Here is an 11,957-nt window from a genome sequence, read left to right on the forward strand (position 1 = left end):
AAGGTGATGACAACTACTGTCGGCATTCGGGGATTCCGCTGCCCGTCAACTTCCTGACCCGAAAGCTCCGACGCCGGCCACAATCAAGTTGAGGCCGAAGTCGGGGCGCTTCTGGCCCCGGCGCAGCGTGGCAACTCCCTCGACACGCCAGCAGTCACACGCGGGACCGTACGACACACCCAGCACCTGCTGAGCGAGCGGTGACTGTGTCTTCGCGAGTGGCTGCACGATGGCTTCGTACCTTAGACCAAGTCCGATTCCGAGCGACAAACGCGCGCCTGCCACGAGGAGCTGAGCGCGGGCCTGACTCTCCGCAGCCGGACCAACCAAGGCATCGATGCCACGACGCAGTCGGTCGGAACCGACTGCTAACAAGTCGTCATAACGCGCGTAGAGAGCCTCTCCCTTCCCGTTGTCGATGGAGGCATCCGCGCTCAGTTGGGTGATACGAGAGGTATTGGGGTCAAAACGGACCAATGCTCCAGCATTGAGCACGCCTGCACTGGCATTGAGACGCGCGTATGAGTCACGTAACACCCTGCGTGATGGCTCGCTCGCCTCCCCTGTACCAAGGTCCAATACATAACGGGTCAGATCAAACCCCTGCCCCAGGCGGAGGCGGAGCACCTCACGCCGCTGGTCTCCTCGCTTGAGCTGGAGCGATTGGCTGACCTCCACCACGGCCTGGAGGAAGCCCTGACTCTGTCCTTCCGGCCCTACCGGAAGCGCCGCGTCAAGCTCGTCGTAGAGCTGGGAAGGGCGGTCAGGCGAGGCACCGGGTGAAGGGACGCCACCCCATACACCTGGGACGTAGCGCACCTCCACGGAGGGCACCAGGGTGTGGCGCCAGGCAGAGGTACCGTGCTCGTAGGTGCGCGCCAGCTCGGAGTCCGCGATGAGGCCAAGCAAGGGGTAGCCACGCTGGGCTACCCGTCCGGACACCTCGCCGAGATAGATGTCCTGACGGACAGACAGCGAGGGCGTCAGCCGCGCGTACGGGCCCAGGCCCAAAGACGTCGAGAGCCGCGGGAAGAAGTCCAACCGATCGCGCGCCTCGCGGTCGGATGCGTTGAAGATCCCATCCGATTGCGTGGCGTCCGGAGGCGACTGCGAATTGCCTGCATAGAGAGGGAGCGCGGGGGTGAAGAGCCCATCCTCGCCCTCGTCTCCAAAGGTCTTGGTGAAGGGAGACAGGCGGGTGAGCTCCATGCGCAGCCCCGCCGCCCAGCGGCCCGCGAAGCGCCTCTCGGGAAAAGCCACCGTGAAGGCAGGCAGCCGCTGGAGGGTGACGGGCCCCGGGACGACAGGCCGGGCCGGATCCAACGCGGACGGGATGCGATCCTCCCGCAGGAACTGGAAGTCCCAGCGGATGTCCTGGCGCAGGGAGACCTCCACGCCCGCGTAGTGCTCCTCGCCGCGGTGGTAGAGCACCCCGGTGCTGCGCAGGTACTGGTTCTCTCGAGCGACGATGTCCGCGGTGAGATCGCGCGTGTAGAAGCCATCCGAGACGAACGCCGCGTCGACGCGATCCCGGAAGCCACCTCCGAGATCCTGGACGTGCTGCCAGGAGGCCTCGCCTCTCAGCCCGCGTGCCTCGGTGAGGGGCTCGGCGGTGGAGCCACCTGGACGGTAGAAAGAGCCATCCACCGGGTTGCGCAGCGGCTGGCGGTCATAGACGACGCCCAGCGTGGCCCGCCCGCGAGTCTGTTCGCTGGGCACATACCGGAACTCGGTGAGCAGGCGCGGCCCGCGGATGCCGACGGTGCGAGGCTCCTTGCGCGTGAACTTCTCACCGTTGGCATCGGTGAACTCGCGCGTCTCCTGCGAGGCGCCGGTGTAATAGCCAGGGGTGAAGGTGAGATCGTAGCTGCGTCCGAGCGTGAAGAAGACAGGCTGATCAATGGAGAAACCATTGAGCCCCGAAGTCGTGGGCCGCGGCACGAGCAGGCCGGAGCGGCGCTCGGCCAGCGGCAGGTACAGCCAGGGCAGAGCGAACACCGGCACCGAGTGCACATAAACAACGGGCCAGGAGAGGATGGCGCGCTCTCCCATCTCCACGTTGGCCTTGTTCGCCTCCACGCGCCAACTGGGCTCTCCCGGCTTGCACTCGCACGGGCTGAAGGCGAGATCATCCACCTGGAAGGCATTGGGGCCGGTGCGCTTGATGCGCGTGCCGCTGAGCAACACGGGCGTGTCGCCCATCTGCCGGAGCTGCTGGGGCGTCTCCGCGGCGCGCAGGGCATCCGCCGTAACGTTGCGCTTCTGCATGAAGAGGCCCCCCTTCACGGTGGCCTCGTTGGACTTCAGGTCGACCGCCACCTCGTCCGCCACGGCGGCGAACTGTCCGCTGACGAACATGACGCTGCCGCTGGCCCGAGCCGTCTGCGCTGACTGGTCATAGGTGACTTCATCGGCGCGCAGCACCGTTTCGGCGGTGCGCAGCTCGGTGTGTCCTCGAGCGGTGAGTAGCTGGCGGTCCGGCTCGTAGACGACGAAGTCCGCGGCCACCTCGACCGTCTCCCCGGTGGGGAGCTGGATCTGGGTGGACAGGGGGATCTGCGCCGAGACGAGCAGCGCCACCGTCGCCGGGAGCAGGAGGCTCATGGCCCTGTCCGCTCACCGGTTCGGGCGCGGGAACTCCAGGGAGATGGTGTTGCCCTCCTGGCGAGTCTGCACGGGCACCTGCGCCTTGAGCTTGATGGAGACGCGCACGGAGCGGTCGGGTCCAACGGTCGGGTCCACTCGAGCCACGGCGGTATCGAAGTAGGAGGTGTCGAGCGCACGGGTGTTGTTGCCCTTGCCGATCTGCGTGTTCTCCAGCATGAGGACGATCTCGTTGCGTCCCTCGGACACCTTGTAGCTCACAGGCTCGTTGGTGCGCACGTAGACACGCGCGCCTCCGGCCTGCTGTTGGAAACCGACGATCTCCAGGATCCCACGCCGTCCGGAGACGGAACCCGCCGAGGGGCTTTCCGGCTCGGGCCTGGAGGGAGGCTCAGCGCTGGCCACGCGGGTGCCGCGCGACTCTTCCGCCTTGTGCTTCTTCTCCTCGAGCGCGGCCAGGCGCTTCTCCTCGGCCTCTTCCGCCTTGCGCTTCTTCTCGTCGGCCTCCGCCTCCCTGCGGGCCTCCGCCTCGTCCGCCTTGCGCTTCTTCTCCTCGAGCGCGGCCAGACGCTTCTGCTCGGCCTCGTCCGCCTTGCGCTTCTTCTCCTCGGCCTCCGCCTGCCTGCGAGCCTCGGCCTCGTCCGCCTTGCGCTTCTTCTCCTCGGCCTCTGCCTGCTTGCGGGCATCCGCCTCCGCGCGAGCAGTCTCCAACTGGCGCTTCTTCTCCTCGGCGGCGGCGAGCTCCTTCGCCTTGCGCTCTTCCTCGGCCTTCTTCGCTGCCTCCGCGCGAGCGGCCTCCTCCTGCTTGCGGCGCTCCTCCTCGGACTTCTTCGCCAAGGCGGTGGCCTCCGCCTGGGCCTTCTCCTGGGCCTCACGGTCCGCCTTGGCCGCCGCGGCAGCGTCCGCCGCCGCCTTCTCCTGGGCCTCACGGTCCGCCTTGGCCGCCGTGGTGGCCTGCGTGGCGCCGGCCTGGGCCTCGGCGGCAGTCGGGCCGTTGGATGCCTCGAGGGGCTTCTCGGGCATGGGAGGCGCCTGGGCCACGAGCGGGCCCCCACCCTCCAGCACCTTCACCATCAGCACGTTGCCGGTAACCTGGATGTCGGTCTCCACGTCCCGGTCGTAGCCGATGAGCACGCGGGCGATGGCGGAGGTGTCCGAGCCGTAGTTCGCCGAGCGCAGCCCGGTGATCAGACCGTTGTTCACCCGCGTCTCCTCCGGGACGCCCTTGAGGACGGCCTCGGAGATGTCGATCACCAGCCGCGGAGGATCCGTCATGGTGAAGGTGGTGAAGTTCGGCTTCTTCGTGCCGGTGATCTCCACGGCGCTGCCGTTCACCGTCACGCCCGTGATGGTGTTGAGTTCCACCTTCTCCTGCGCGAGCGCAAGCAGAGGAACCAGCACCCAGCCGAGCACGGACACCGCCAGGAACTTCATCGAACGACACCCCTTCTTCGGAGAGCGCGACTGTAGAGCATGCGCTCCCCTGCTCCAATTTCCCGGCCCTGGACCTGCTCGAAGCGCTAGCGGATTCGCGGCAGCACCGGTGGACGTACGCGGTGGGTCCGTGCGTACTCGATCAGGTTCTTGATGTCGTAGCAGATCTGCCGGATGTCATGCCCCATCGTCAGCTCGATGTGGCTGTTGCCCTTCACGGGGCGCCACAGCAGGTACTCGCTCTGCGCGGCGCGGTAGACGCTCCGGGTGGACTCCACCGAGGCCAGTGGATCCATGTCCCCGAAGATGATGGCCATGGGGATCTTGATCTTGGAGAAGCCGCGCTTGAAGTCGTAGTCGGTGCGGTAGCAGACCATCTCGCCCCGGCGGATCCACCGGGCGAACTGCTCCAGCACCTTGCGCGGCTCGCGCTCTCCGCCCTCGCGCAGCAGCCAGCGGATGTCCTTGGCGCTCACGCGGGCCGGGTTGCTCAGCCTGTTGATGCGTGCGGCCAGGCGCTCGTAGAGCGGGTGGCCCTCGGCACGGGCGAGTTGCTTCTCCGCGTACTTCAGCCAGGTGTCCACCGGCACGTAGTTGAAGCGCGTGTCCCGGTGGTCTATCGGAGGCTCCAGCCGCTTGCCGAGCTCGCGGCTCACCGCCTTGATCCCCCGCGCCAGCAGCGAGCGGCCCATGTGCCCCACCCTGCCCTGCACGTTGAGCCCCGCCAGCGTCATGTCCACCAGGCCGCCCACGGCCGGCGCGCTCATGGCCAGCGCCCGAAGCATCAGGAAGCCCCGCCCCAGGTCCGCTGGCGAGCCGATGGTGATGAGGCCCTCGAAGTCATCGTGGATGCCGGCGTAGCCGTAGCCCAGCATCCCGCCCATGGAGTGCCCGCAGTAGAAGATCTTGTCTCGCCGGGTGATGCGCTTCACTCCAGAGACCGCGGCAGGCAGGTCGTAGAGGAAGTAGCTGTCGATGTCCCAGTCGTAATCCAGGTCCGGCGGCAGCGGGCGGCGGAAGCGCTCGGCACGCTCGCGTTGAAGCTCCAGCGAGCTCTTGCCGTGCCCGCGCAGCTCCAGGATGTGGATGTCCACGCCGAAGAACAGCAGGTTCTTGACGAACTGCCCGCTCGTCCACGCATGCCTGTTCTGCGAGAAGCCATGCACCAGCAGCAGCACCTCACCGAACAACGGCTGCGGGAAGGGCTGCTTCACCGGCCGGTAGCGGGTCATCATCAGCGACCAGCCGTCCGCCGTCTCCACGACGTACTTCGTCTTCTGATAGAGCGCCCGGAAGTCGACCTCGTCGACGGTCGGTATCCTTGGACCGGGGGCCGCGGTCCTCCAATCATCCGGCAAGCGCATATCTGAAATTTACTGCCGCTGCTGCATCGCGCCAAGGTTTCGCGCGAGCCAAGCGCGGGCTGCCCCCACCAGGAACAAGGAGCCCGCACATAAGATGACGTCATCCTCCCCCGCGAGGCTCCTTGCGCCTACCAGGGCCTCGTCCAGGCGGGCATAGGCCCGTACATCCGCACACAGTGCACGCGCCTCGTCGAGGTACCGCTCAGGGGCCAGGGAGCGCGGGGTGTCGAGGGGCGTGAGGTGGATGGAGGCGCAGCGTGGAAAGAGGGCCCGCATCATGGGAGCGCGGTCCTTGTCGGCCACCACCCCGAAGACGGCGTGGATGCGCCGCCCAGGGTAGAGGGCATCGAGCGAGGAGAGCAGCACGGCGATGCCGCCCGGGTTGTGGGCACCGTCCAGGACGACGGCCGGTCGCCTGCTCAGCTCCTCCAGGCGGCCGGGCCAGTAGGCCGAGGCAAGGCCTGTGCGCGCTGCATCCGCAGATACAGCTACGCCGCGCGCATCGAGCTGCTCCAACGCGGCGAGCGCCACGGACGCGTTCTGCCGCTGGTGAGGTCCTCGCAGGGAGAGGGAGAGTCCATCCAGGCTCCACCGGGGTCCTCTATAGGAGAGCCCTCCCGAGGGCGTCTCGTGAGAGGTGAGGTCCCTGCCCTCCAGCAGCACGGGAGCGCCCACCTGGGCTGCGATGCGGGAGATGGCATCGAGCGCCTCGGGTTCCTGGCGGCTGAGCACCACGGGCACCCCCGGCTTGAGGATGCCAGCCTTCTCGCCGGCGATGGCTCCGAGGGTGTTGCCCAGGTACTCCATGTGATCAAAGGAGATGGGCGTGATGGCGGTGACGAGCGGCGTGACGGTGTTGGTGGCATCGAGCCGCCCGCCGAGCCCCGTCTCCAGCACGGCGATGTCCACGGCCTCCTGGGCGAAGTGCCAGAAGGCGATGACGGTGCCGAACTCGAAGTACGTGAGGGGCGCGGGAGTGGCGGCGGCTTCAGGGTAGCGCTCGAGGATCTCGAGGATGCGGCGGCCGAGCAGCTCGCGAGAGATCTCCGCGCCATCCACCTGGAAGCGCTCGGTGACGCGCTCCAGATGCGGAGAGGTATAGAGCGCCACACGGTGCCCGGCGGCGCGCAGGGCGGTGGCGGAGAAGGCGCAGGTGCTGCCCTTGCCATTGGTGCCCGCCACGTGGAGCGAGCGGTAGCGGCGCTCTGGATGGCCCAGAGCCTCGAGCGCTACGTGCATGCGCTCCAGGCCCGGCTTGATGACCGAGGGGTTCAACCGAGAAAAGAAGTCCAGCGCCTCGTCCGCTGTCCGGGGCATCGTCATGGTGTGGCCAGACCTTAATAATGGATGCAGCTGTACAGCACAGCTGTCAGGCAAGCCCGTGTCTCCATCCAGTTCACGATTCTCAGCATGAATCGCCTTTGTCTGCGGGGAAAACCTCCGGTACGCCACGCGGTGTGACGGGCGAATGGGCAGCACGAGTGTTGGGGCTGGCGCACCTCGAAGGTCCTGAGGGCCAGCGCGTGCGGTTGGAGCGGCGAGCGGCGGTGCTGCTGGCGTACCTGGGACTGGAGGGGCCTTCTCCCAAGTTCGCCCTGGCCAGCCTGCTGTGGCCGGACTCGGCTCCGCAGACGGTGCGCGCCAACATGCGTCAGTTGCTGCGCCGCCTGCGTCTGGCGGGCCCGGGTGAGGCGTGGGTGGACGCGGATTCCGAGCGACTGGAGCTCGGCCCATCCCTGGCGGTGGACGCCGCGCGCCTCAAGGTGGCGGCCCGAAACCAGGAGCACGCGCGGGTGCTGGAGGCCCTCCCCGCCGAAGGTCCCGGACTGCTGCTGGCCGGCTTCGACTTCGATGACTGCCCCGAGCTGGCTCGTTGGGTAGAAGGAGTCCGCGCCGCGATCGACGGGTGGGTGCGCAAGGCGCGCGAGGCCGAGATCGAACGGTACACGTCCCTGGGCGACTGGTCGGCGGCCCTCGCTCTGGCCCAGAGCTGGGTCCAGCAGGAGCCCGAGTCCGAGCAGGCCGGTGTCCACCTCATCCGCCTGCACTACCTGCGGGGGGATCGAGGCGCGGCCCTGGCAGCCTTCGAGCGGCTGCGCTCCATGCTCTCTCGCGAGCTGGGCGTGGATCCCATGCCGGAGACGCTCGCGCTGGTGAGGCAAATCGAGAAGGGCACCGATCTGCCCCGGCCTCCGGTCACGGCTCGCCGGCCCCTGCCCCTGTCCGTGCTGCGCCCACCGCTACTGGCCGGCCGGGAGGCTGCATGGCGGCAGCTCGAGGAGGGCTGGAACGCCGGACTCATCCTGTTCATCACGGGAGAGCCCGGGGCCGGCAAGTCCCGCCTCGCCGAGGAGTTCGCGAGCACCCGTGGCCCGTGGGGACGGATCGAAGCGCGCATCGGGGACCGGGATGTTCCCTTTGCCTCGGCCGCACGCGCCTTCCGGACACAGATGGCCCGCTGGCCAGACGCGAAGCTGCCGGATTGGGTGCGCACCGAGCTCTCGCGCATCCTGCCCGAGCTGGGGGATCCCCGGTCCCTCCCGCCGCTGCGCTCGGAGGCCGACACGCTGCGCTTCTACGACGCGCAGGCGGAGGCGATCCGGCTGCTGCACCAGGAGGAGTGCGTCAGCATCGCGGATGACGTGCAGTACTGGGACAAGGCCAGCTCCAAGGCCTTCACCTACGCGCTCACGCGCATGGCCGAGGCGGGCGGAGCGCAGAGCCGAACCCTGCGCTTCATCGACTGCTACCGAAAGGGAGAGCTCCCGGCCTATTCCCAGACGTATGTGCACCAGCTGGTGGATCAAGGGGTGGCGCGTCTCATCGAACTCGGCCCGCTCTCCGCACAAGAGGTACACCAGATGTTGGCGGGGCTGGAGCTACCGGGCGCCGAGCGCCATGCCGAGGCCTTGTCCCGGTATACCGGTGGCAACCCGCTCTATGTGGTGGAGACGATCAAGCACTTCATCGAGACCGACTCGCTCCACAAGCCCTGGCCCGATCGACTGCCTCCTCCGGGGCGGGTGGGCCCGCTGATCCGGCGGCGGCTGGAGCAGTTGTCACCGCTGGCGCTGCAGAGTGCCCAACTCGCGGCCCTGGCGGGCTCCCACTTCCGGGCCTCCCTCGTCTCCGAGGCGCTTCAGGTGTCCGTCAGCGTGGCGCACTCGGCGCTCGCGGAGCTCGAGGCCGCCCAGGTCCTGATGGACGAGCGCTTCATCCATGATCTGGTGAGGGAGGCAGTCCAGGACAGCCTCCAGCCTGCTTCCAAGCGGACCCTGCACGGCCGGCTCGCCACCGTGTTCGAGAACGAGGGCGCCCCTCCGCTGTTGCTGGCCCACCACTGGCTGGAGGCAGGCTCGATGGAGCGCGCCCTGCCCTACCTGCTGGCCGCCGCGCAGTCGCAGGAGCAGGTGCTGCCCCTGGAACAGGCCGCTGACCACTACGCACGCGCGGCGGTCCTCCTGGCGGAGGCTGGCCGAACCGAGGAAGCAGCCCAGGCGCGTGTGGCCGAGACCCGGTGTCGCATCCGGCCAGCGCGGAACTGAGTCGGGGATCACTTCGTGGACGGCAGCCGTTGGGCGACACGGGCACGGACCTTTCACATCGCAGCCATGGCGGAGACCGCCACGAAGCAATAGCGCAGGGCTTTGCCCAACGTGGTGAACACGAGAAAGGGAGCGACTCGGACACCCACGAGCCCCGCCGCGAGGACGAAGCCATCCCCCACGACGGGGAGCCATGAGAGCACGAGGATGGGAGAGCCCCACGTCCTCAACCGCTCCCGTGCACGCTCCAGCCGAGGCCCCTCGCGAGCACTCCGGCGGGAGACCCAGCGGCCCAGGAACCCTCCGCCTCCGCGCGCCACCCACCGCCCGAGCAGGTAGAGCGACAGTGCGCCGAGGACATTGCCCACGGTGGCCACCGAGACGACCGCCACTGGAGACACGCCTCCGACGATGACGGCGGCCACCAGTGCCTCCGAGGGCATCGGCACGATCGAGCCCGCCAGCATGGCGACGACGAAGACGCCGGGGAGCCCCCAGGCGGCCAGGGTGACGGGATCAGGTATCACGAGGAGAGCGCAGCCTACCGGCCGCTACTCGGACCGCAAGGTGAGTCCGGGATCCACCCGGGCCGCGCGCCTGGCCGGCAGCCATGCGGCGATCAGGCCCACCATGCCCAGCAGCGCCGCGACGCCCAGCAGCGTGGGCACGTCCGTGGGGGTGACACCGTAGAGCAGCCCGCGCGCCACCTGCCCCAACCCCACCGCCGCCGGCAATCCCACCAGGAGCGCGAAGCCCACCAGCCGTCCCGCGGCGCCCACCACCAGCCTCACCAGATTGCGCTCGGTCGCACCCAGGGCCCGGCGGATGGACAGCTCGCGCGTGCGCTGCGTCACGCTGTAGGACATCACGCCCCAGATGCCGAGCGCCGCCAGCAGGAGGGCCAGCCCCGACAGGGCGGAGAGCACGTTGAGCAGCAATTCGTAGCGCTGCTTGCCACGGGCCACCAACGCATCGAGCTTCTGCAGCGTGGGCACCGGCAGCTCCGGATCCACGCCCTTCACCACCGAGCGAACCTGCGCGAGCGTGGGCTCGGGCGATCCGCGAACGATGAGGTTCAGCACCTCTGGCCCCGTCTGGGCCACCGGCAGATAGAACGCGGGTCCCGGGGCCTCCGTCAGCTCGATGTGGCGCACGTCTCCCACGATGCCGACCACGGTCCACCACGTCGTCGAGTTGAAGGAGAACCGGCTGCCCAGCGGATCCCGCCCCGCGAGGAACGAGCGCACGAAGGCCTCGTTGACCACCGCTACCAGAGCCGCACCCTGTCCATCCGTCGCATCGAAAAGGCGGCCGCGCTTCAAGGGAACTCCCAGGGCCTCGAAGGCGCCGGGGCTGGCGATACGGTGCTCGGCGTGGCGCGAGCCCGTGTCGTCCGTCCCCTCCACCATGACGCCCGACGAGGTGGTGGATCCCGCCAGGTGGATCTCCCGCTGCAGTCCCACGGCTCGGATGCCAGGAATCGAGGCCAGGGCCTCCTCCAGGCGGGCCGCGACGCGAACACGCGAGGACTCGTCCGGGTAGCGCTGGGCTGGCAGTTGCACCGCCGCGGACACCGCGCCCTCGGGGTGGAAGCCGAGATCCACCTCGGAGAGCTGCGCGAGCGTCCGCACGAGGAGGCCCGCGCCCGTGAGCAGCACGAGCGCCAGGGCGAGCTGCACCACCACGAGGGCCGCGCGCAGCGGATGGCGGGCCCCGGTGGAGCCATGCCCCCCGGACAGCAGCGGCAGCAGCGCGATACGGGCGGAGTCGAGCGCGGGCACCAGTCCAAGGAGCACGGCGACCCCCACACACAGCCCGGCGGCGAAGAGCAACACGGGCAGGTGCAGCTCCGGTGCGGCGAGGTTCCGCAGCGCCGGAGGCAACGCCGCAGTGAGGGCATCCGTGCCCCACAGGGCGATCAGCAACCCCACCGCGCTCCCCATCAACGCCAGCAGCAAGCTCTCGGCGAGCGTCTCGCTGATGCGGTGCCGCAGGCTCGCTCCGAGTGCGGAGCGAATGGCCCCCTCACGCCTGCGGTGCATGGCGCGAGCCAGCAGCAGGTTGGCGACGTTGGCGCAAGCGATGAAGAGAACGAAGGCCGCCGCGCCCCACAAAGCAAACACGACAGGGCGGCTGCGCCCGGTGACATCCGCCTGCCAGGACAGCGCGCTCACGTCATGGGGCGGCTCGGAGTCTCCATCCTCCCCCGTTCGAGAGAACAAGGGGACGCTGCGCTGGAAGGCAGCGAGCCGCGCGGACTCCAACGCCACGCCGGGCTTCAGCCGGGCCAGCACCGTCAGGCGGTGGTGGCCCAGCGCCTCCGGGTTCGTCCGCAGCAGCAGCGGCAGCCAGACCTCGACCTCCTTGCTGGAGTCCCCCAGCGCGAAGCCCTGGGGCAGTACTCCCGCGATACGCACGGCGGTGCCATCCAGCCAGAGCGTCTGACCCGCAGCGGCCCCGGCAGTGGCGAACAGCCGCGTCGCCAGGTTGTGCGAGACGAGCGCCACGGGAGCCGCGCCGGGCTGCGCATCCGCGGGCTCGAACGGACGGCCGGCGACAGGCGCCACGCCCACGACAGAGAAGAGATTGGGGGTGGTGCGCACCGCCTGGAGCCGCTCGGGCAGCTCTCCTCCAGTGCGGTTGACGGAGGTGGAGAAGAAGCCCGCCACTCCACTGAAGGCCCGCGTCTCCTCGCTCCACGCCGCGGCCTCCGGCTCCGAGGGGCTCACGTCGCCATCCTCGGGCTGGACGCAGTACAGCCGCACCAACTGCTCGCTCTGGGGGAAGGGCAACGGGCGCAGCACCAGCGCATGCACCATGCTGAAGATGACCGTGTTGGCTCCCAGCGCCAGGCCCAGCGTCAGCACCACGGCGAGGGTGAAGCCCGGCGTGCGACGCAGCCCGCGCCAGGCATATCGGGCATCTCTGAGGAACGCTTCCATGGTGACTGCCGCCTCCGCCGGAAACCCGCCATCCTCCCACATCCGTCTCGAAGGGAGGGAAGGCTCTC

7 protein-coding genes are annotated in these 11,957 nt (G+C 68.8%); 1 reads left to right on the top strand and 6 read right to left on the bottom strand.

Annotated elements, in window-relative coordinates:
- Window positions 1-45: 45 nt before the first annotated feature.
- The 4 genes from KY501_RS30720 to KY501_RS30735 form a co-directional block, all read right to left on the bottom strand.
- Window positions 46-2,604 (bottom strand): LPS-assembly protein LptD, encoded by a 2,559-nt coding sequence (locus KY501_RS30720; protein ID WP_224367191.1) that lies wholly within the window; start codon window positions 2,602-2,604, stop codon window positions 46-48.
- A 12-nt stretch (window positions 2,605-2,616) separates the two neighbouring features.
- Entirely contained in the window at window positions 2,617-4,038 is a 1,422-nt protein-coding gene (locus KY501_RS30725) for an AMIN domain-containing protein (protein ID WP_224367192.1), read from the bottom strand.
- Between the two features lie 86 nt (window positions 4,039-4,124).
- Window positions 4,125-5,402 carry an alpha/beta fold hydrolase gene (locus KY501_RS30730; RefSeq protein ID WP_224367193.1) on the bottom strand — a complete coding sequence of 426 codons (1,278 nt, stop codon included), beginning with the start codon at window positions 5,400-5,402 and terminating at the stop codon, window positions 4,125-4,127.
- A gap of 9 nt (window positions 5,403-5,411) precedes the next feature.
- Window positions 5,412-6,725, bottom strand: coding sequence for a bifunctional folylpolyglutamate synthase/dihydrofolate synthase (locus KY501_RS30735; RefSeq protein WP_224367194.1), 1,314 nt, complete (start codon window positions 6,723-6,725; stop codon window positions 5,412-5,414).
- 134 nt (window positions 6,726-6,859) lie between these two features.
- Between KY501_RS30735 and KY501_RS30740 the strand changes: the two genes are divergently transcribed.
- Window positions 6,860-8,947: an ATP-binding protein gene (locus tag KY501_RS30740; protein ID WP_224367195.1), complete on the top strand. Its 2,088-nt coding sequence runs from the start codon at window positions 6,860-6,862 to the stop codon at window positions 8,945-8,947.
- Window positions 8,948-9,000: 53 nt separating this feature from the next.
- Here KY501_RS30740 and KY501_RS30745 read toward each other — a convergent pair whose 3' ends face one another.
- On the bottom strand, window positions 9,001-9,474 hold the full coding sequence (locus KY501_RS30745; protein WP_309243007.1) for a YqaA family protein: 474 nt from the start codon (window positions 9,472-9,474) through the stop codon (window positions 9,001-9,003).
- 24 nt (window positions 9,475-9,498) lie between these two features.
- Window positions 9,499-11,889, bottom strand: coding sequence for an ABC transporter permease (locus KY501_RS30750; RefSeq protein WP_224367196.1), 2,391 nt, complete (start codon window positions 11,887-11,889; stop codon window positions 9,499-9,501).
- Window positions 11,890-11,957: the final 68 nt, after the last annotated feature.

Origin of the sequence: Hyalangium versicolor (assembly GCF_020103695.1) — a bacterium.
Lineage (GTDB): Bacteria > Myxococcota > Myxococcia > Myxococcales > Myxococcaceae > Hyalangium > Hyalangium versicolor.

Excerpts from the sequence above, each read along its gene's own strand:
- KY501_RS30720 (WP_224367191.1), bottom strand. The coding sequence starts at position 2,604 with ATGAGCCTCCTGCTCCCGGCGACGGTGGCGCTGCTCGTCTCGGCGCAG.
- KY501_RS30725 (WP_224367192.1), bottom strand. The coding sequence starts at position 4,038 with ATGAAGTTCCTGGCGGTGTCCGTGCTCGGCTGGGTGCTGGTTCCTCTG.
- KY501_RS30730 (WP_224367193.1), bottom strand. The coding sequence starts at position 5,402 with ATGCGCTTGCCGGATGATTGGAGGACCGCGGCCCCCGGTCCAAGGATA.
- KY501_RS30735 (WP_224367194.1), bottom strand. The coding sequence starts at position 6,725 with ATGACGATGCCCCGGACAGCGGACGAGGCGCTGGACTTCTTTTCTCGG.
- KY501_RS30750 (WP_224367196.1), bottom strand. The coding sequence starts at position 11,889 with ATGGAAGCGTTCCTCAGAGATGCCCGATATGCCTGGCGCGGGCTGCGT.